We start from the raw sequence: 18,413 nt of genomic DNA, 5'->3' as shown, positions 1-18,413 counted from the left end.
TGCTCAAGGCACGGAGTATAGCCCGACGATGTTCGGGTCCAGCGTGGCGCTGGAGAGCCGCAGGCCCGTGGCGGCGCTGACGCTCGTGACGTCACTCACGCCCAGGTCCGCCAGGGAGAATGACACCGCTCCCAGCTTGGACTGCACCGTGCCGGGCGGGGTGCCGGTGATGCTGCCCACGCCGCTCGTGTACGAGACAGTCGCCAGGGCGGTGGACGTGGTGCCCGCGGCGGAGGGCGTGAAGTCGCTCGCGAGCAGCGCCAGTGAGTAGCTGCCCACGGGTTGATTGGATGCGTTGACCAGCGTGACGGTGACGCTGTCGCCCAGGGTGGTGGAAGTCGTCGTGCTGTCGACGATGAAGAAGCGCGTCTTCGCGGTGAACGCGGTGCCGAACTGGAAGTGGCCCGTGCCGACGTTGTTCGCGCCGTCGTGGATGCCCAGGCCGGAGGCGGCCACGTTGGCGTTGGCGGGCGCGGTGCCCACGGCGCTCGGCGTGTTGCCGCCGGTGATTCCCTGGGCCGTCGCACCCACGAGCTGGGTGAAGGTTCCCTCCGCCGTGGTGAGCGACGCCAACTGGGCCACGCCGGTGAGGACGGCCGGAGTGCCCGCCGTCACCGCGCCCGTGAAGGTGGCGCGGGTAGCGGGAAGGCGCGTGGGGCCTCCTCCGACGGGAGGCTCGGCCTGGGTCGTGATTTCATGGGCGATGCGGTGGAGGTTGCCCGCGTCGGTGGCGCTGATGCCCAGCTCGGCCGCCGCGCTGCCCGCGCCCGTGGCGAGACTTCGGGGGTCGTCCTGCGTCACCCTGGCGAACAGCACCGCCGCGGACAGGTAGCTGCCGTACTTGCTCGAGTGACGGCTGTCCTGCGCGCTCCACAGATTGAACATGCCCGGGGAGATGCCATCCGCGGGGTTCGGGTCGGCAAGCCCCTGGTCCACCGCGCGCAGGAAGCCTTCCCCCACGCGGGCGACCCCCGTGAAGCCCAGGTCCCGGGAGGCCTTGAAGTAGGAATCACGCAGGTCCGTCTGCATCGCCTGCAGCCCCGAGGTGCCGCTCGGGTAGCCCTGCGTGCCCACGCCCGTGGGCGAGGCCCAGGTCTCATACAGGAACAGGTTCGCGGCCGGGTTCTTGGAGAGCACCAGTGAGAGCAGGGTGCGCGCGGCGTCCGTGAAGGCCGTGGGGGCGCCGCCTCGCGCCGTGGGCAGCGGCGTCGTGCTCTGCTCCTGCAAAACGACGGCGGTCCAGATCGGCTGGCCGATGATGGCGGCCCTGTTGGAGGCATGCCAGCCGAGCGTCTGGCCACTGGCCGTTTCAAGGCTGACATTGAACGAGAGGCCCGCCTGCACGGTCAGCTTCTTGAAGATGCCAGGGATTCCTCCCACGCCGGAGCCGTTCGTGTCGGTGACCGCGGCCTTGTTGTACGAATAGGCCGGCTCCTCGTGCCCGTGGGTGAAGCTGTTGCCCACGAAGAGGATGGTGTCGCCCGCGATGGCGGCGCTGGAGTCGTCCAGGGCGCCGTCCTCCTCGGTGGCCGCGAGGGCGGAGCATCCCCCGTCGATGGAGAGGAGGCCCAAGGTCATCAGTCCCAGCAAAGTCACCTCGATTGGAGAACGGCGCACGACGCCTCCCTCATGACTTCGACGAGCCCGATGCCCCTGTGAATACCTGGGCCTTACTCCGGGTCCTGCACGTTACGCTCCGACGGCGACCCGCGCATCCGGTGCCGCGACGGTGTGTGCCAGCACCGGCGCCAACGCGGCGAAGACGCCCAGGATGACGGGAATTCACGAGGCGCGGCCATGAGGGCAGTTCAGGGAACAGCGGTCCTCCTGTCAAGTCGCCGGGACCCGGTGCTCGAGGCGGCGACTCAGGGGATGCGTGCGTCGAGCCACGTCAGGTGCGCGTCGAAGGTCTCCGATACGACTTGTGCCTGCTCGGATGCACTGGGCTCGGTGTATGGGTTGCCAATCTCCTTGTGCTTCCACTTCACCCAGGTCTGCTTGTACCAACCCCAATCGAGGTTCGTTCCCGTTGACGGCGGCGTGGCGCCGGCGTACCCGGAGAAGGCTCGGATGCCCGTGGCGGGGGCGACCTCCTGGCCTCCCACCACATGGAAGATGTGGAGCCGGTCGCGACGGGGGAACTGGGCGGTCAGGTTCGTGGCCCACGCTCCATAGAAGGTGCCCCAGGGCCGCACGGGGTTGTTGACCTTGCTGTCGAAGGTCCCCAGTTCGTCCTGGCTGTTGCGACACACTCCGTCGAACGACGACACATAGATGTTGATGCCGTCGAGCGCCGTGTTCGCTCGAAGCGCCTGGGCCAGGCGCATCACCAGACATCCGCCCCGCGAGCTGCCCGCGAGATAGATGGAGCGCGTCTCCGGACGGACCTGGGCCAGCAGCCAGCCCACGAACCCGTTGACGATGCGCTGCTTCGTGTCGCTGTCGTCCAGGTGGTTGAAGTTGCTGTCATTGACCAGGGCCAGCCAGGTCTTCCCTCGAGGAAACCATCCCAGGGTGTCCAGCTTCATCGCCAGTGAGCGGCCGTCCAGACTCACGTTGGGGCAGGAGACGCTGTCGCAGGACGCGTCCCAGTTCGACGACTGCCCCGTGACGCCACTGGAGTGGCCGCTGCTCGAAATCTTCTGGCCCGCCGACATGACGACGAGCGCTTCGCGCACGCCAGGTGCATCCGCCTCCGCGATGCGGATGTCGTGGAGCGTGCCGTCGGAGGCGCCCGCCGCTCGGAAGTGCTCGAAGCCGGCCGCCGCCTGATAGGCGCCCGAGGCGTTCTTGTAGACGACGCGCCGCGACACCACCGTCCTGCTGGCGCCGCTGGGATAGGCCAGTGCCTGGGCCTGGGCCTCCAGCGCGCCGTCGGACTCCAGAGGGCCGCCACAGCCCGTGAGGATGCCTCCGAGCAGCAGGACCCGATTCATCCATGAGAAGACACGACGAGAAATCCCTGGGGTCAGAACCATGTGTTGCACCGCCTCCTGGAAGGGTATGAAGTGAGTCTTTCATATCTTTCCAGGTGGGCAGAGAATGCTTCGAAGTCCTCCGAGAGAACGACGTGGGGCGGGCCGCCCGGGTGCTCGTGCAGCGCGCTGCGTCGCCGTGTCGTTGGGCCTGTTGCTCGCCTTCGCGTCCACGGGGGCGCGCGCGGATGGGTTGTCCGTCATCCCCTACGGCGACAACTGCTGGGGCACGGGGACGGACTCGGACCGGGATGGCCTGAATGACGACTGTGAGCAGCAGGTCGCGCGCTGGTTCATGCCGCTGTTCTGGTTCGACACGGGAGAGAGTGGCTACGAGCGCCGTCCCTACTTCGCGGTGAAGAGCGAGGGCTTCGCGACGCGGACGCTGCGCATCTTCTATCTGGACACCTTCTTCGAGGACACGGGTGTCACCACCGGCCACGATGGCGACCCCGAGTTCCAGATCTTCGAGGTCCATTACTCCGGGGGCCGCTGGTATCTCGACTGGGTCTACCTGTCGGCGCACCGCAAGAGCGCGTGTGAGTCGTCCGCCTGGTATTCGTACGAGCAGCTCGAATACGACACGCGCGACACACGCAATGCCTACCGTGGCTGGCCCGTGCTGTACGTCGCCGAGGACAAACACGCGACATACAACAACCTCGCCACCTGTGACAGCGGGTGCTTCGCCCAGGATTACTGCAGTCGCCATGTGGCCCAGTACCTGGACACGGCGTCCGCGCCACTGGTGTCCCGCAACGTGGGGTCGACGGGGGTTCCGCTCATCAACTCCGTGGTGCTGAACGGAAAGACGGAGCGGTTGCTCGAAGACGTCGACTTCAAGGGCTGGGATGACCAGTGGTACCGGCCGAACTCGAAGGGGTACTTCCGGCACCTCAACGACTTCGGTTTTTAGCGCCACCGGGAAGCCGACGTATGTCGCTCGAACCTCTTCGAGTCCGCTCTCGGACGCGCGTGGCCGTCGTCACGAGCGTCGCCGTGCTGCTGCTGGCCCTGGCGGTGGTGCTCCCCGCGCGTGACGGTGGGGTGGGGGAGGTCCGGCGCCCGGAGACGGCGGTGCCGGAGGTTCCGAGCGCGCCGGTGGTGGCACCTCGGGCTCCCGAGGTCCGCGAAGCGCGTGCGGCTTCGGCGCCCATTCCCGCCAATGTCTCCGGAGAGGCCCTGTCGGCGGCGCTGAACGAGGAGCGGGTGGTGCTCGCCTCCAGCACCTTCATCGAGCGCCTGGAGATGGACCGGCCCTGGGCTTGTGCGGGTGGGCAGGTCTCCCTGGCGGGCAGGGTGGGGGGCGCGCCGGAGTCAGGTGCCCTCTCCCGTTGGGTGTGGCCGGGAAGGGAGGCGGCGGCGGAGCTGCATCCAGGGGCTCGACTCCAGTGGCGTGCGCCCGCCGAGCCGGGCACCTATTTCGTGCGCTTCCAGGTGTGCAAGGACCTGGGCGGACGGCGTGTGGGCGTCCTGGCCGAGGAGCTGCTCCGAATCGAGGTCCGTGACTGTGACGACGACGGCGCCGCGCGAGAGGAGGGCCGGCTGCGGGTCGACATCATCCAGCGCGCCAATGGGGCCTTCCTCTTCCGGGCCGTCTCAGGGGAGTCCGAGTCGCTGTCCGGTCATGCCTGGGACTTCGGTGACGGCAGCACCGCGTTCACGTCGGGGCCCGAAGTCACTCATGCCTATGACACCCGTGCGCTGGACGTCCGGACCTTCACGGTGAGGCTCCTGGCCGGGCGGGGCGAAGGGGCCGCGCTGAGCGCCACCGCCTTTGTGAGTGTGCGCGGGCAGCCGCCTTCCGATGAGCCGCTTCCGGCGACGCTCGCGTTGTCACGCGCTCGTGTGGACGCGGAGGAGTGGCGGAGCGAGGTGTCCGTCGAAGTCCCGGAGCCAGGCGTCGTCACCTGGGAGCATGTGGAGCGCTCGATGATTCACTGGAACGACCAGGTGGACGCCTACACGCTCCCGTGGCGAGAGGTCATCACGGTGGAGGCGGAGACGGGCCGTGGCGGCCTCCGGGGCTTCGTCACGGTGCGCCCATCCGAGCTGGCGGTGACCGTGAAACGGGTCGTCGATGTCCTCCACGGACGCGACGAAGCCGGTAAGGCGGTCTCCTTGTCGTGGGCCTCCTTCAAAAGAGAGGCCGCGCCCATGGCGCCCTCCGTCGAGGCGCGGCTTCCCCTCAAGTAGCGGACAGCATACGCGTTGTCCCGTAGGCGTGTTTGTCGATGCGGGCCAATGCGTGGCATTCGCTTGCCCGCAGAGTGCGGGCGGTGGGTTTGTCTGGGAATGATGTCGCATTCGACCTGAGTCCAATTGGCTTGAGATGCACCTCCTGGACATGTTGCCAATGACAGGGTGTGAACACGAAAGGCTGGACTCGATGGCGAATCTACTCGACCTCATTGGGGAATCCGCGCCGTATGTCCATGTCTACGACCTGGTCGTGGACAATGGCGTGCTGCACAGTCGCTTCAAGCCGGAGCAGCAGCGATACGGCGAAACGACGTTGATGAGCTGTTCGGAGGCGCTTCGCACTCTGGCGGTCCACGGGGTGCTGACCTGTGCCGCGGCGAATCCCAGTCAGGGCAGGCACTACTATCTCGCCGCCAGGGCGGAGCTCCAGGTGTTCCCCATCCAGGCGACCACGTCGGGCTCCTTTCACTGTGTGGGGCGCGTGGAACGGATTGAACAGCGCAAGCAGTTTCCCTACTTCAAGGCGACCACGACGTGCTTCACGGAGGATGGCGAGCGCTACGCGGTCATGGATGGGGAGTGCATTGCCCTCCCCGAGGCGGCGTTCGTGGCCATCAAGGGGGCTGATGCCTCACCAGTGGGCGTGCGGGCTCCTGGCCAGCCCAGCCCCTACAGGGACCCCGTGAGACCGATGAAGCTGGAATGGACGAAGCCCGGTGAGGTGCTGCGGGCCGAACTGGAGGGGTTTCCCCGCGAGGATTTCGTTGGCCACTTCGATGTGCGGGCGCTGTGTCCCTTGTCCCTCCTGGCGGGGAATGCGTTCTCATTGCTGCGTCACTTCCCTGGCTTCGATGCCTATCGAATCAGCAAGTGTCTGGCCACCTGCAAGGACGTGCCGCTCCCGGGGGAGCCCATGCTGTTCAACTGCATCGCCGAAGCGGCCGGCCAGTTCAAGCTCACCGCGGAGAATGGCCAGGGCAAGCACCTGGCTGCATTTCATCTCGAGGCGCGACCCGACTCGCATGGATGAGGCGCCGCTGAATCAGCCCGCATGGCCGTTCAACCTTCCCCGCAGGAGATGAACCGATGCTCAAGGATGGACTTGTCGGCACCTGGCAGCTCGTATCCCTGGCGAGCCTCCTCCCCGATGGCAGCAGGGCCCATCCTTTCGGGCATCAGCTCCTGGGGATGTTGATGTATGACAAACATGGAAACATGTCGGTGCAGTTGATGCGGGGCGACCGCGCCCGCTTCCAGTCCGCGGACCTGCTGGGGAGCCAGGAGAAGGAAGCGAAGGCCGCGCTGGACGGAGCCGCCGTGTACTTCGGGACCTACGAGGTCGACGAGGAGACGGACACGGTCTCTCACCACATCCAGGGCAGCCTCTTTCCGAACTGGATGGGGACTGTGCAGCGACGCAAGGCCGTCCTGGATGGCCATCGGCTCTTCCTGCGCACCGAGCCTCTCGCGTTTGGGGGCAGCCAGGCCGCGGTCGTCCTGGAATGGCGCAGGTTGACGCCCTCGTCCACCTGAGCCCCGTGGCGGCGGAGCCCCAGGGATTCTTGCCCTGGCGGCTTTGTCGTCGCGTGAGCCTGGATATGTTTCACGCGGGGAGAACAAGACTGGCTCGAAATCCAGTTGCTCCTGTGATAGATGCGTTCGGCGATACCTTCACTGGATGGGAGCCGAAAAATGTTCAAGCAGCCCGCGAAGTTGGCTTGTGTCGTCGCGCTGGTCCTGAGTGGTTGTGGTGGTGCACCCGAGGAGTTGTCCGTGGACGGGTCGGAGGTCATCGAGTCGACCGAGCAGGCCCTCATCTGGGCGTGTGACGGGACGCGCGCCTTCAACCGCTACTGGTACGTGAACAACATCGAGGTCGGCCGCGAGTACTGCGACTGCCCCGATATCCTCAACAAGTTCGGCGAGCAGCGGGGCCGCTACACCCAGGAGCGCATCGCCTACTGCGCTCCTTGAGCCGGCGCGCCGCGCTCCTTCCGCTGTGCCTGCTCCTGCTCGCGTGTCACGCCGAGCAGGAGCCCGTCACGCCGCCCCTCGCGGGAGACTCCTGCTACGAGCACGTCCGGCGTCTCGCCGCGCATGACCCGTGCTCTCCAGCCGGGTACGCTTGCGGGATGACTCGCGCCTGGGTCACCGAGGTGTTTGAGGGCCTCGAACGACAGTCTTCCGAATACAAGTTCGACGACGGTATCGACGGCTCCAGGGCCGGCTACCGGGTCGTCCATGGCGACGAACTCCAAGGGGTCTTCCAGCACCACGCGGGACGCGACGAGACGGTCATCTACCGCGCGCGTCACACGGGCACGGAGGACCATGTCGTCACCATCGAGCAGCTTCCGCGCGGGCAGGGCTATCGCATCTACCCCTGGACCCGCCACCCCTGAAGTGCGTGGGTGTAACCGCTTTCATGCTCGCGCCGTAGGAGAGGTCTCTCCGTCCCTGAGGAGCACCTCCATGTCCGGTACCAAGGTCGCCGCGAAGGTCCTCGCCAAGCCGTTCTTGTCCTCGCCGAAGGCCGAGTTGGCGAAGCCGAAGCCGGTCCTCCCTCAGGCCGCGAAGCCGGCGAGTTCCTTCGCGCGAGACTCCTTTGATGCGGCGCAGCGGAGGCCTGGCCCGGACCTGACGGGCGCGCCTCGCGCGAAATCGAGCGCGACCCCGCCGACCGTCAGCGAGGACAGGTCCGGACGGACGGTGGTGAATCTTGGCGCGGGGGACGACACGGCGACCGTCTCCCAGGGCCCCAAGGGCGGGCTGACCATCACCAGCGGGAGTTCGACCATCCAGCTCACGGCGGAGCAGGCCGAGAATGTGGTCATCAAGGGCGGCGACGGAAACGACAAGATTACCGTGGACGTCAACGTGACGACGGGCGTGGCCATCCATGGCGGAAAGGGAGATGACTATCTCCAGGGTGGCTCGGGTGATGACTCCATCCGGGGCGGAGATGGCCGGGACGTGGTGTATGGCCTGGGCGGCAATGATGCCGTGAGCGGCGGGGCGGGGCGGGACTACCTGGATGGCGGCCGTGGCGATGACAGCCTCAAGGGCGACTCTGGCAAGGACCAGGTGATTGGCGGGCGGGGCAATGACACGCTGGCCGGCGGTTCGGGGAGCGATGTGCTCGCGGGAGGGGCCGGCAAGGATGCCATTGACGGCGGCTCCGGGCGCGATGAGGTCTATTCGCAGAAGAACGACACCGTGGCGCGCTCGCGCCAGGACACCGTCACCACGGTGGACCTGAGCGAGGACGTGGGCACGTCGGTGACGGTGAAGGGGGATGCGAACTTCCAGGCGCGTGTGCAGTCGGACCTGGAGGCGTTGGAGTCCCTCCCGTTGGGACGGGAGCTGCTCTCGGGGCTGGATGCCAGTGGCAGGTCGACCACCATCCGGGAGACCTCGGGTGGAGACTCGGCCTCTCCGACCAACGACGACGACTCGTGGTTGAGGCCCGATGGGACGCCGGGGCCGGGCTCGGACGCGACCATCAAATACAATCCCACCGACACGGAGTACTACGAGGGGGACGAGTCCTGGCAGGTGAAGCCCCCCGTCACCACGCTCTTCCACGAGCTGGTGCATGGCTACAACTACGCCACGGGGACGCGCGCACCGGGAGAGACGGACGGCGTGAACAACCGCGAGCTGGCCGCGGTGGGGCTGCCCTATGACCACGACGGCGACGCCAGCACGCCCGACATCCGGCCCTCGCACCCCACCGAGAACAAGCTCAGGGAGCAGCTCGGGCTGACGCCCCGCCCGGAGTACTGACGGGGGAGGCGTCACGCGGAGGAGGCCGTGGCTCAGGGCACGAGGCTGACCTCGTAGCCCACGTCCACGTTGAAGATCTCCGGTTGGCACGAGAAGTTCGGACTGCGAACCGTCGCCTTCCAGCAGAGCTGAGCTCCTCTGGAGGGTGAGAGGTCCACCACCGCCTCGCTCTGCCCGACCGCGAATGGCACGCCCAGCCAGGTGGGCGCGGGATTCGATTGGCAGCCCCCTTCACCGCACAGCCTGCAGTCCGAGGCGACGGAGTAGGAGATCTCCGCTCCCGATGGAGAGGACTGGCACTCCGTGGGGAAGCGGTCGTCCTTGCGAACGCGCACGCGTGAAATGGCGCAGTGGGGCGCCGCGGTCTCGCTGATGACCGTCGAGCGTGGCGGGGAGCACGGGGCCGGGCTCGGGGACCTGCCCGGAGCAACTCATCAGCAACACCAGACACAACAGCCCACTCCAAGGACGCAATGCACCCTGGCTGCCACGCATCATGGACTCCCCCTGTGGGTCGCACGGGCGACCCGGGCCGCAACGAATCATCATTGGGCCACCCCTGACAATTGGCTCCAGGGGCCTGTCCGTTCAAACGCCTCCTTATCCCCGCGCCGGGCCCCCAAAGGCATCCTCGGATTCGAACCGTTGGAGCAGGTCGGCGCTCTCTTCAATGAGCGCGTCGGCGATGCTCGCGCGCTGTTCCTCGGGCCCCCGCGCGTAGCGCGTCAGTTTCTCTCCGATGTCGACCAGTCCCGCCATGCGGGAGGCGGGCGGCGGGCTCCAGGTCCGTCCGGTCAAGCTCCCCACCCCGCGGCAGAAAGCGCCGAGGTGGTAGCTGGTTCCGTCCAGATAGACATGGGCCTTGGGCGGGAAGCGCGTCCTGAGGAGCGCGGCGTTCCAGAGTCGCTTCAGGGCCTCGAGCAGTGGAGGCTCGATGGGAGCGCTGACCACCTCGACCGAAGGCAAGGCCCGCGTTCCTCCCGTGTCTCGCGAAGCGTCTCTCACGATGGGCCAGAGCATCGACTCCATCCGGGTCGCGATGACGCGAGGACCGGGCCACTTCTCGTGGATGTAGACCGCCTCCTCGGGAGTAAACGAAGGCATCCTCACCAGGAGCAGCGTCCAGGAGGTGTTCGGAATCAGGAGGCGCGCGAGCTCCGATTCATAGGACGATGATGAAATCTGGGAGAAGGACCCGGGTTCAGGTCGCAGATGGTCGGTCATGGCGTGGCTCCTTGGGTGTTGGTGGGGAATGCGCCCGTCCGGACGCATCCCTGGACGCACCCATGACATCAGCGCGGTGAGCGCTGGCGCGCGAGGACCTGGGCCTTGCCTCGTGCCTTGGAGCCCGTGGAGCGCACCAGCTCGCGCAGCGCCGAGGGAGGAACGTCGTTGTACTTGCGAAACGTCCGCGAGAAGTGCGCCTGGTCGGAGAAGCCCGTACAGAACGCGACGTCCGTGAGCGTCAGCCCCGAATCTCCCAGCAGCGCATGCGCGGCGTCGACCCGGGAGCGTTGCAGCATCTCCGAGAACGTCGTGCCTTCCTGCCGCAGGGCGCGTTGAAGTGTGCGACGGGACAGGGTGAGTCGCTGCGCGCTCTCCTCGAGTGTCCAGGGATGCAGCAGGTCTTCGCCCATGAGATTCTGGAGCCGGCCGCGAACCTCCTGTGGCTCCGCCGTCCCTGGCGCCTCGCTGGCGGGTGGCGGGGCCCGTCGGGTGGGCTTCCACGAGAAGGTCGCCAGGTCCGTCACCTCCGGCAGCGTCCTGGGGCCGGCGCGTGAGGCCCCTCCGTAAATGACGACGGACTCGAGGGACACGGTCAGCCCCGTGAAGCCCGCGGTCTCCAGGATGGCGACGAGGACGCCCCAGATGAACAGGTCGTTGACGACGCGAATCTTCCCGCCGTCGATGGCCACATGTCGCAGCGTCATTTGCGCACGCGCCTGGTCATGCTCGACGAGCCGCGTGCGGTGCCGGGAGTGCATGAAGCGCTCGAGCGTGCTCCATCGTTCCACGGTGTGTCGGGGCGTCTGCCCCGCGCCCAGGGCTCGCAAGACGGGGTGCGATGAAAGCGTCCGCAACTCGCGGCCCAGCTCCAGCACCGGGCGCCACCCATGGGCATCCATGACGGCCTGGAGGATGTCGACCTTGTCCCGCCCTTGCGTGGCGATCTCCGGGTAGTCACGAGCGACGGCCGCCTTCAGCACGGCGCTCAGGGCCGGGCTCGTCATGACGCCTTGGTCCTCCATCGTCAGCGGCCCCGGGTCATGGAGAAGTGTCCGGAGCCACGCTCGACGCCAGCTCGCACCGCCCCGCGTTGCGCCAGTCACTGAGCGCGGCGAGGAAGAGCGTGTTGAAGTCCGCGCCAGAGAAGGGGTTCTGGCTGGTCACCAGGTTGCAATCGCGCACGGCGCGCGAGCGGCCCGGGAACGCCGTCTCATGGTGATAGCCGGCGTCGTCGAGTTGCTCTCCGATGCCTCGGACCTGTGCGCGTGCGCCCATGACGAACGTCTCGATGTACCACTCTTCGAAGCCGGACACGGAGGTGACGCGCCGCCCCGCGAAGGGGCTCTGCCCGGCCGGCAGGCGCGAGAGGAGCGCGGGCGCATGGCAGACGAGCCCCACGGGACGGGCTGTGGCCCCGAAGTCGACGAGCAGTCCGTGCAGGTCCGTGTCGTGGAGCAGGTCCACCATGACGCCCTGTCCTCCCGGCACGAGGATGGCCTGAAACGCCTCCGCGCGCGTGCGGACCTCGGACAGCGGGAGCGGCGCGAGCAGTTCGGGGAGCTTCGCCACCAGGGCCTGCGCTTCGGCGAGCGCCTCGGGTCGTTCCTTCCAGTACGACGGCTTCTGTCCCTCCGGGTCGAACGCGGGCGTCCGTCCCCCCGGCGTCGCGAGCACCACCGTGTAGCCCGCGTCGACGAGCGCCCGATAGGGTTCGTAGAACTCGTTCAAGAACACCCCTGTCTGACGCCTGGAGCCGTCCGCGAGCTGCTGCTCGGACGCGGCGGAGAGGACCATCAGCACCGTCCCAGGTGCGCGGACCTCTGCTTGAGAGAGTGGGGTGGAGGGAAAGACGAGGTGGCGGGTGGGCGTCGTCGCGCAGCCACACGCACCGCCGACGACCGCGAGCGAGAGGATTGCGAGCCACGACGTCGAGGTCCTTCCAACGCGGAAGGCGGGAGTCTGGATTGGGCCGGGCGCTGCCATGCGGGTCCTCCTGGTGACAACTTCATCGCCAGGGTAGGAGCGCGAAAGCGCGCGGGCTTGAACGAATGCGCCAATCCGCGGCCTGCCTCAGCCGTGGAAGGACTTGAAGTAGTTCGCCATGATGGCCGGGTGGTCTGAATAGAACTTCCCATCCAGCGTTCGGGACAGCGACACCGTGTCTTCGCCTCTCAGGTTCATGGCTTCGGTTTCAACCTGGTCGGTGTTGGCGATCAACCCACCCATGTAGTTGTTCTGTGAATTGGTATTGGAATGCGACAGGGTGTAGGTGGGCTTGACGGTGTTGTCCGCGAGCGTCGTGAAGTTGAACTGATTCGGGAAGAACCCTCCGTTCAGCTCGAATGAGTCCATGTTCAGGTCACCCAGCAGCGCGTCGATATCGTTCTGGCGCGCGAACTCGCCTACCGCCGCAAGGGCCTGCTGCTTCTTGGTGTCGGACGTGAAGCCCGTGTATCCGGCATCCAGGTGGACGCCAGCGATATCGATATGGACCTGGAACTCGGGACTGATCTTCTGGACGCAGAGCCACTTCTCCTTGTGTTTGACGCCTTGTCGGAAGAGGACCTTCGCGTCGTACAGGACATGTGACATGAACTTCTCGTCCACCAGGGCGTAGGCGGCAATCTCGTTCTTCGCGTCGACGCCGGCGTCGGGACCGAGGATGTCCTTGATGCTGCCGATCTTCCGGTACCTGAGCTCCGGGCAGGGCTGAAGGACCTTGGGGAATGGGGCGTCCTTGAGCTCCTCCGAGAGGAAGATGACCTCGGGACAGAGCCTGCTCAACTGGACATGCAGGTCGATGGGACTGGCGGCATGGACCCGCTTCCATTCCGACGAGTTCGTGCAGGCCATGATGTGCTTGAGGACGATGTTGTCGTAGCTGCCCTCGATCTGCGTGGGCGTCATGGGAGTCGACCTGGCCTCGAAGACCTGCTGACCGGGATAGACACTGGTGTTGAGGGAGGAGAGGGCCCTGGAGGTCGTCGGAGCCGACGTCGATGCGAAGTGGTTGTCTCGCTGGGGGATGAAGTCCGCCTGGAAGGTCCCTTTCTTCGCATTGGTTTTGTAGAAGTTGTTCCCCGCGTCGAAGGGGATGAAGAGCGTCATGCATTGCAGTCGCATGACGCTGGGCGGGAGATACGGCGCCGTGTCGTCGACGGTGGTGGGCTCCTCAATCATCCCCTGCCCGGAGCCCGACCCCGAGACCTCTGACAACGTCATGGCGGACTGGGTGCGCCGGAGCGTGTGCCGGGTCTTCGAGATGCCGCTGACCCGCATGTCGACCTTCTGGACCCGTTGCTTGTGGTGATCGAGCTTGTTGTCCCCGTATTTGAACTTGCCCTTCGTGGGTTGGCCCCGGGCGACGAGGCGGATGCATCTCCTGCACATCTTCTTGCTCTCGAACTCGAAGACGAAGGTGTTCTCATGACACCTTTTGCACTTGATGATCATGCGGGCTCACAATCGTCGAGCGTGGGGGAGCCCCGTGCCCGGGTGGGTGCGTCACGGAAGCCTCGATTGCAGCCACCGTGCCGGGAGTCCGCCAGGGCCACGCTCCGAGCGGTGTCGCTCGTGGGGTGTCGGCAAGACCCCCGTGTCCCAGCAGGCCGCGTTCGACTTGGACGCGGACGCGTCCTGGAGGTACGCGAGTCAGGACGTGGAGGGGCGCGGCCGTTCTCCTCGGGGGAAAGTGCCCCATTTCGGGCGCCTTCCCGCGAAGGAGCTCCGACCATGCCGCCGCTCTCGTTCCGGCTCCTCGTGTTGTCCTGTCTGACGCTGCTGGCCACCTCGGGCTGTATGACGGGCCCTCACAATGGAACCACCACCGGGGACTCGGTGATTGGAGAGACGTTCCTGTTCGAGGGCTACTACCCCGAGCCGAGCACGCCCATCTCGCTCCAGGTCTTGAGGGCCCCGGACCTGGACCCGACGGTGGAGTCCCACTGGCAGCAGTTCGCCACGGCCATCACCACCACCACGCCCACCCACGTCAACCGGCCCGAGCCCCTCTTCCACTGGAGTGTCACGGCCGCGCCCCCCCGTCCATGGTGGGCCTTGCCTGCTATGTGAAGAACTACGGGGTGCTCAATGGCCAGCCGGTCTTCGGCGGCAGCTCCGCGTCCGCCCTTCAGGACGCCGTGGCCCGGACGAACTCGTTCGCCACCGTGGCCATGACCTTCACGCCTCCGGCTGGCTCCCCCAACAGCGTGAAGTTCATGGTCTACGACGCCGCGGGCTTCCTGACGCCCGCGGCGCAGCTCGACAACACCGGGTTCAACACCTTCGTGCCCGGCAACTGTCTGTCCTGCCATGGCATCAAGGCGAACTACAACGCGGCCACCAACTCCGTGGTGGGACAGGCGCAGTTCCTCCCGTTCGATGTCTTCAGCTTCCGCTACTCCACGGCCGCGGGTTTCACCCACGCGGCCCAGGCGGATGCCCTGCGGCGCCTCAACCATCTGGTGACCCTGACGGGGCCCACCGACGGCATCCGCGAGTTCATCGAGGGCACCTACGAGCCCAAGCCCGTCTGGGATGTGACGGCCGTGGCCAATGACACCTACGTGCCCCCGAACTGGAAGAACACCAAGCAGAAGGGGCTGGGGCTCTATCGGGGTGTCGTGAAGCCCTACTGCCGCACCTGCCACATGTCCTCCACGGACCCCAACCTGGACTTCCTGGACCAGGCTGACTTCACTTCCAACTCAGGGGCCATCAAGGTGGATGTGTGTGGAGTGGGCCACTCCATGCCCAACGCGGAGCACGTCATGAAGAAGTTCTGGAACAGTGGTGCCCGCGCCTATCTGGACATGGGATTGGACATGCAATCTCCCTGCGGCCCCTGAGGGGTGGGGCGCTGGAGCTGCGAGGGCGGGAATATCGCGCGCCCCTGTCGTTCTCGACTCGCAGCCCCGTTGAAGCGCAACCACACCACATCATCGGCGCCGGGGCCTCGCCTCGGCGCCGAGGGGGAGTTCACATGAAGAGCAAGACCTACACTCGATGCCACGGGTGGCGGATGAGCACGCTGGCCGTGGCCTCGCTGGGCCTGTTGCTGGGTGCCTGCGGTCCGGAGTCGACAGGCATGGGTGCGGAGGATGACCTGGTCTCCTCCGCGGAGCAGACCGAGGCCGCCTTCGAGGCCTGGCGCGCGAAGCAGGTCGTCCCCACGCCCGACGGCCACTTCCTGGTCGAGGGCGACATGCGCATGCTCGACCTGGCGATGGTGCGTCAGTACTGGGAGAGCATCACCCAGAATCCCAACGCGCTCTCCGTGTTCCGCGTGGGAGGCGCTGACGCCGCCTGGAACCGGACCGACCGCTGGAACATCACCTACTGCATCCGGCCGGGTGACTTCGGCACGGACTACAACCGCGTCGTCGAGTTCATGCACCGCGCCGCATCGGGCTGGGAGGCCGCGGCCAACGTGCGCTTCGTGCACGTCGTGGCGGAGGACTCGGCGAGCTGCAACCGCCTCAACAACAACGTGAAGTACAACGTCGAGCGCAACTTCACCTTCACCGGCCTCCAGGCCGGCATGGGCTTCCCCACCTTCACCCGGCCGACCCGCTTCCTGGAGCTGGGCCCCACGTCGACGTGGACGGATGCGCAGCTCATCGCGGTGCTGACGCATGAGTTCGGCCACTCACTGGGCTTCGTCCATGAGCACGACACCGCCGCGGGCTGCGGCATGGTGACCACGGGCAGCTACCGGCCGCTGACCTGCTACGACGGCCGCGGGGCGATGCACTACCCGTCCCAGCCGGGCTGGTTGGACCCGGCGCGCACGCTGAACTTCATCTCGCAGCGGGACGTGGAGGGGTCGCAGTCCCTGTATGAGGCGCCCACCAACGTGCTCAGCACGAGCAGCGGCACGGTGTACGCGCGCAAGCGCTCCACGGGCGACCTGTACCGGCGGGATGCCGCCGGGTGGACGCTGGTGGGCAACCCGGGGCAGGCCTTCGTCGCGGTGGGCAACACGCTCTACGGGCAGATTCCGGGCGGCGGCCAGCCGGTGCAGTTCCTGGGCACTGGGTGGGTGACCATCGGCAATCCGGTCGCGCAGATTTTCGCGTGTGCGGGGGCGCTCTGCGCCACCGATGCGGCCACGGGCAACATCCTCCGCTACAACGCGGGGACGGGCGTGTGGACGACCATCGGCGGGCCGGGCTCGCGCTTCGGGTCGACGACCACGCAGGTGTTCGGCATCGACCCCTGGCAGGACTCCTACACCGCGCTCTGGAGCGGCGTGGGGACGTCGTGGTCAGTGATTGGCGGGGGCGCCAGTGAGCTGGTGAGCGGCGGTACGAGCATGTACCGCGTCACCAACGTGAAGGACGCCATCCAGGGATATGGCGGCGGCTCGACGTGGACCACCATCGGTGGTTCGGGCCGGAGCTATGTCGCCGTCGGCGGTGACGTCTACGGGCTGCGTCCGGATGGCTCGTTCATCATGAAGTACGCGGGCACGGTGTGGAACTCCATCCACGGTTCGGCGACGCGCATCTTCAGCTCGAACGGCTACCTCCTCGCCACGAACGTCAACGACTCCATCGAGCGGTACAACCCCGCCACCAACACCTGGACGAACCTCGGCCAGCCCTGAGCGGCCGTGAGCAGTCGAGGGGCTGGGGACCTGAGTCCTCAGCCCCTCGACTGCTCACAAAAGCAAGACGTCGCGCCTCCTGCTATTTGATGCAGAGGGTGGTGTCGGTCAGTATGTCCGTCCGCTGGACCCAGCGGACCGTCTCGCAGGACTCGCCAGACCCGCAGGCGTCATCGTCCTGGCAGCGGCGGTGACACTTGCGGTCGCCCGTCTCCTGCTGGCACAGCGACTCCCCGTTCGAGGCGGGCGGGCCACAGACCTGGCTGACGTAGCAAACCTCCTCGGCGCTCGCGCACTTGTCGGTGAACGAGCAGGCCGCGAGCGAGGACTTCGGTACGTCGGACCCGCAGCCAGGGGTGAACATGAGGCAGAGCAAGCTCAGAACAGTCAGTCGCATGGGGGACTCGGAGAAGAAGGGGTCCACGAGAATACGTCAGGCGAAGGTGAAACGGGCACCTTCTCCTCCCGTTTCGCGTGCTACCGCAAGTCTTCCAGCAACGCTGTCTGAAGCGCCTTCCTGTTCTCCGGGAAGCCCTGGTTGGGGTAGGGCCGGGCCCCGGTGAGGAGCGGCTCGAACTTCTGATACATGGGGTCGGAGCGCGCGGGCTCCTGCTGGTAGAAGGCGCGGTTGGCCTGGAGCAGGTAGCGCGGCGAGGTGCCCGCGGGAACGTCCTCGCTGAAGGCAATCAGCCGGCGAACCTCGGGGTCGCTCATGAACTCGGTGAAGGCGTGGGCATCCTGTGCGCAAGTCCCGGTGCAGTTCGCGTTGAGCACCAGCGCGTCCACGAAGACCGCCGGAGCCGAGCCGGTGCCGAGCGGCACGGAGATGACCTGCGGGAGCGGCTGGGAGGGCCGGGCCTGGCGAATGAAGAACAGCCGCTCGGTGTAGCCCATGAAGCCATTGGCCTGCTCCGTCGCGAAGGCCTCTTCCGCCACGGTGTTCGAGTCGTAGGTGCCATCCAGACACGGATTGACACCCTGCTCGAGCGCGCAGCTGTCGACGACTGTCTTGAAGGACGCCACGGACGGCGAGTCCAGCGGCAGGGTGATGGCGCTCGCGAGCGCTGAGCCAGGATGCGTGTCCGCCCAGGCGTCCAGGTACGAGGAGGGCAGCGTCCAGCTCCCGTCGAAGTTCACGGCGAGCGGGCGCTTGCCGGGGGACACATCGCCCAGAATCTGGACGAGCGACGCTCCATCCGTGGCCGTCTGGAGTTGGGGGCTGCGCGAATAGACGACGTAGGTGCACAGATAGGTGGGGACGCCATAGTCCTCACCGGAGATGCGCACGGCCTCCTCGGCGGCGGGATGTGAGACGCCCGGCTGCACGGGGACTGGCTGAATCCAGCCCTTCGACGCGAGCGAGCCGAGAATCAACGTGTCCACCTCCACCACCTGGGCGGCGCCCGTGCCCTGACCGAGGAGCTGGTTCAGCGCGCCGCCTTCATCCAGGTCATAGAGGTCCAGTTGTGAGTCGAACACGATGTCCAGGTCGATGTCCGAGTTCGCCCGCTCGAAGTCGGCTTCGAGCCGCTGCTTGAGGCTCGCGAAGCCATCTCCAGCGGCGTCTGGGATGTAGGGGAAGAGGACAGCCTTCAGCGGACGAGGCGGGGTGGGCG

20 protein-coding genes are annotated in these 18,413 nt (G+C 66.7%); 10 read left to right on the top strand and 10 right to left on the bottom strand.

Going from position 1 to position 18,413, the window contains the following annotated elements:
* Positions 1 to 3 precede the first annotated feature (3 nt).
* Complete coding sequence (locus HR086_RS13025; protein WP_174465775.1) at positions 4 to 1,578, bottom strand: cell division protein FtsK; 1,575 nt, start codon at positions 1,576 to 1,578, stop codon at positions 4 to 6.
* 287 nt (positions 1,579 to 1,865) lie between these two features.
* Positions 1,866 to 2,936 (bottom strand): hypothetical protein, encoded by a 1,071-nt coding sequence (locus tag HR086_RS13020; protein ID WP_254626310.1) that lies wholly within the window; start codon positions 2,934 to 2,936, stop codon positions 1,866 to 1,868.
* Between the two features lie 106 nt (positions 2,937 to 3,042).
* Between HR086_RS13020 and HR086_RS13015 the strand changes: the two genes are divergently transcribed.
* The 5 genes from HR086_RS13015 to HR086_RS12995 all read left to right on the top strand — a co-directional run bounded on the left by HR086_RS13015 (position 3,043) and on the right by HR086_RS12995 (position 7,151).
* Entirely contained in the window at positions 3,043 to 3,891 is an 849-nt protein-coding gene (locus HR086_RS13015; RefSeq protein ID WP_254626309.1) for a hypothetical protein, read from the top strand.
* Between the two features lie 20 nt (positions 3,892 to 3,911).
* Positions 3,912 to 5,171 carry a PKD domain-containing protein gene (locus HR086_RS13010; RefSeq protein ID WP_174465773.1) on the top strand — a complete coding sequence of 420 codons (1,260 nt, stop codon included), beginning with the start codon at positions 3,912 to 3,914 and terminating at the stop codon, positions 5,169 to 5,171.
* A gap of 193 nt (positions 5,172 to 5,364) precedes the next feature.
* A complete protein-coding gene (locus HR086_RS13005) occupies positions 5,365 to 6,207 on the top strand; it encodes a hypothetical protein (protein ID WP_174465772.1) in 843 nt (280 codons plus the stop codon).
* Between the two features lie 56 nt (positions 6,208 to 6,263).
* A complete protein-coding gene (locus HR086_RS13000) occupies positions 6,264 to 6,710 on the top strand; it encodes a lipocalin-like domain-containing protein (protein ID WP_174465771.1) in 447 nt (148 codons plus the stop codon).
* Between the two features lie 159 nt (positions 6,711 to 6,869).
* Positions 6,870 to 7,151, top strand: coding sequence for a hypothetical protein (locus HR086_RS12995; RefSeq protein WP_141641531.1), 282 nt, complete (start codon positions 6,870 to 6,872; stop codon positions 7,149 to 7,151).
* Here HR086_RS12995 and HR086_RS12990 read toward each other — a convergent pair.
* Positions 7,136 to 7,276, bottom strand: a complete 141-nt coding sequence (locus HR086_RS12990; RefSeq protein ID WP_174463357.1) for a hypothetical protein — start codon at positions 7,274 to 7,276, stop codon at positions 7,136 to 7,138. The two genes, HR086_RS12995 and HR086_RS12990, sit on opposite strands and share 16 nt — an antisense overlap.
* A 33-nt stretch (positions 7,277 to 7,309) precedes the next feature.
* Here HR086_RS12990 and HR086_RS12985 point away from each other — a divergent pair, with 33 nt between their 5' ends.
* A complete protein-coding gene (locus HR086_RS12985) occupies positions 7,310 to 7,579 on the top strand; it encodes a hypothetical protein (protein WP_174463356.1) in 270 nt (89 codons plus the stop codon).
* Between the two features lie 70 nt (positions 7,580 to 7,649).
* Positions 7,650 to 8,963, top strand: a complete 1,314-nt coding sequence (locus HR086_RS12980) for a M91 family zinc metallopeptidase (protein WP_254626308.1) — start codon at positions 7,650 to 7,652, stop codon at positions 8,961 to 8,963.
* A 32-nt stretch (positions 8,964 to 8,995) separates the two neighbouring features.
* Here the strand turns inward: HR086_RS12980 and HR086_RS12975 are convergent, their stop codons facing one another.
* From HR086_RS12975 to HR086_RS12955, 5 genes are all read right to left on the bottom strand, one after another.
* Complete coding sequence (locus HR086_RS12975; protein ID WP_174465769.1) at positions 8,996 to 9,298, bottom strand: hypothetical protein; 303 nt, start codon at positions 9,296 to 9,298, stop codon at positions 8,996 to 8,998.
* A 265-nt stretch (positions 9,299 to 9,563) separates the two neighbouring features.
* The gene (locus HR086_RS12970; RefSeq protein ID WP_174458017.1) at positions 9,564 to 10,187 is read right to left on the bottom strand and encodes a hypothetical protein; all 624 of its coding nucleotides are present in this window, start codon (positions 10,185 to 10,187) and stop codon (positions 9,564 to 9,566) included.
* 68 nt (positions 10,188 to 10,255) lie between these two features.
* Positions 10,256 to 11,194 carry a helix-turn-helix transcriptional regulator gene (locus tag HR086_RS12965; protein ID WP_254626307.1) on the bottom strand — a complete coding sequence of 313 codons (939 nt, stop codon included), beginning with the start codon at positions 11,192 to 11,194 and terminating at the stop codon, positions 10,256 to 10,258.
* A 34-nt stretch (positions 11,195 to 11,228) separates the two neighbouring features.
* On the bottom strand, positions 11,229 to 12,173 hold the full coding sequence (locus tag HR086_RS12960; protein WP_174465768.1) for a type 1 glutamine amidotransferase domain-containing protein: 945 nt from the start codon (positions 12,171 to 12,173) through the stop codon (positions 11,229 to 11,231).
* Positions 12,174 to 12,260: 87 nt separating this feature from the next.
* A complete protein-coding gene (locus HR086_RS12955; protein ID WP_174463351.1) occupies positions 12,261 to 13,643 on the bottom strand; it encodes a hypothetical protein in 1,383 nt (460 codons plus the stop codon).
* Positions 13,644 to 13,922: 279 nt separating this feature from the next.
* Here HR086_RS12955 and HR086_RS12950 point away from each other — a divergent pair, with 279 nt between their 5' ends.
* From HR086_RS12950 to HR086_RS12940, 3 genes are all read left to right on the top strand, one after another.
* Positions 13,923 to 14,261 carry a hypothetical protein gene (locus HR086_RS12950; RefSeq protein ID WP_174465767.1) on the top strand — a complete coding sequence of 113 codons (339 nt, stop codon included), beginning with the start codon at positions 13,923 to 13,925 and terminating at the stop codon, positions 14,259 to 14,261.
* Positions 14,237 to 15,037, top strand: a complete 801-nt coding sequence (locus HR086_RS12945; RefSeq protein WP_174465766.1) for a hypothetical protein — start codon at positions 14,237 to 14,239, stop codon at positions 15,035 to 15,037. Before HR086_RS12950 ends, HR086_RS12945 begins: the two co-directional genes overlap by 25 nt.
* A gap of 134 nt (positions 15,038 to 15,171) precedes the next feature.
* Positions 15,172 to 16,797, top strand: a complete 1,626-nt coding sequence (locus HR086_RS12940) for a M57 family metalloprotease (protein ID WP_174465765.1) — start codon at positions 15,172 to 15,174, stop codon at positions 16,795 to 16,797.
* An 82-nt stretch (positions 16,798 to 16,879) separates the two neighbouring features.
* Here HR086_RS12940 and HR086_RS12935 read toward each other — a convergent pair whose 3' ends face one another.
* Positions 16,880 to 17,194 carry a hypothetical protein gene (locus HR086_RS12935; protein WP_141641539.1) on the bottom strand — a complete coding sequence of 105 codons (315 nt, stop codon included), beginning with the start codon at positions 17,192 to 17,194 and terminating at the stop codon, positions 16,880 to 16,882.
* A gap of 80 nt (positions 17,195 to 17,274) precedes the next feature.
* Positions 17,275 to 18,413, bottom strand: a 1,139-nt coding sequence (locus HR086_RS12930; protein WP_174465764.1) for an extracellular solute-binding protein, incomplete at its 5' end; no start/stop codon positions are given.

It is taken from the genome of Myxococcus sp. CA039A, from assembly GCF_013336645.1.
Lineage (GTDB): Bacteria > Myxococcota > Myxococcia > Myxococcales > Myxococcaceae > Myxococcus > Myxococcus llanfairpwllgwyngyllgogerychwyrndrobwllllantysiliogogogochensis.
The sequence above is the reverse complement of the archived record's forward strand: the minus strand, read 5'-3'. Positions and strand labels throughout refer to the sequence as shown.

Coding starts and splice junctions, on each gene's coding strand:
- HR086_RS13025 (WP_174465775.1), bottom strand. CDS start 1,578: ATGACCTTGGGCCTCCTCTCCATCGACGGGGGATGCTCCGCCCTCGCG.
- HR086_RS13020 (WP_254626310.1), bottom strand. CDS start 2,936: ATGAATCGGGTCCTGCTGCTCGGAGGCATCCTCACGGGCTGTGGCGGC.
- HR086_RS13015 (WP_254626309.1), top strand. CDS start 3,043: ATGCTTCGAAGTCCTCCGAGAGAACGACGTGGGGCGGGCCGCCCGGGT.
- HR086_RS13010 (WP_174465773.1), top strand. CDS start 3,912: ATGTCGCTCGAACCTCTTCGAGTCCGCTCTCGGACGCGCGTGGCCGTC.
- HR086_RS13005 (WP_174465772.1), top strand. CDS start 5,365: ATGGCGAATCTACTCGACCTCATTGGGGAATCCGCGCCGTATGTCCAT.
- HR086_RS13000 (WP_174465771.1), top strand. CDS start 6,264: ATGCTCAAGGATGGACTTGTCGGCACCTGGCAGCTCGTATCCCTGGCG.
- HR086_RS12995 (WP_141641531.1), top strand. CDS start 6,870: ATGTTCAAGCAGCCCGCGAAGTTGGCTTGTGTCGTCGCGCTGGTCCTG.
- HR086_RS12990 (WP_174463357.1), bottom strand. CDS start 7,276: ATGCGCGGCGAGACGCCGGACGTGCTCGTAGCAGGAGTCTCCCGCGAG.
- HR086_RS12985 (WP_174463356.1), top strand. CDS start 7,310: ATGACTCGCGCCTGGGTCACCGAGGTGTTTGAGGGCCTCGAACGACAG.
- HR086_RS12980 (WP_254626308.1), top strand. CDS start 7,650: ATGTCCGGTACCAAGGTCGCCGCGAAGGTCCTCGCCAAGCCGTTCTTG.
- HR086_RS12970 (WP_174458017.1), bottom strand. CDS start 10,187: ATGACCGACCATCTGCGACCTGAACCCGGGTCCTTCTCCCAGATTTCA.
- HR086_RS12965 (WP_254626307.1), bottom strand. CDS start 11,194: ATGACGAGCCCGGCCCTGAGCGCCGTGCTGAAGGCGGCCGTCGCTCGT.
- HR086_RS12960 (WP_174465768.1), bottom strand. CDS start 12,173: ATGGCAGCGCCCGGCCCAATCCAGACTCCCGCCTTCCGCGTTGGAAGG.
- HR086_RS12955 (WP_174463351.1), bottom strand. CDS start 13,643: ATGATCATCAAGTGCAAAAGGTGTCATGAGAACACCTTCGTCTTCGAG.
- HR086_RS12950 (WP_174465767.1), top strand. CDS start 13,923: ATGCCGCCGCTCTCGTTCCGGCTCCTCGTGTTGTCCTGTCTGACGCTG.
- HR086_RS12945 (WP_174465766.1), top strand. CDS start 14,237: ATGGTGGGCCTTGCCTGCTATGTGAAGAACTACGGGGTGCTCAATGGC.
- HR086_RS12940 (WP_174465765.1), top strand. CDS start 15,172: ATGAAGAGCAAGACCTACACTCGATGCCACGGGTGGCGGATGAGCACG.
- HR086_RS12935 (WP_141641539.1), bottom strand. CDS start 17,194: ATGCGACTGACTGTTCTGAGCTTGCTCTGCCTCATGTTCACCCCTGGC.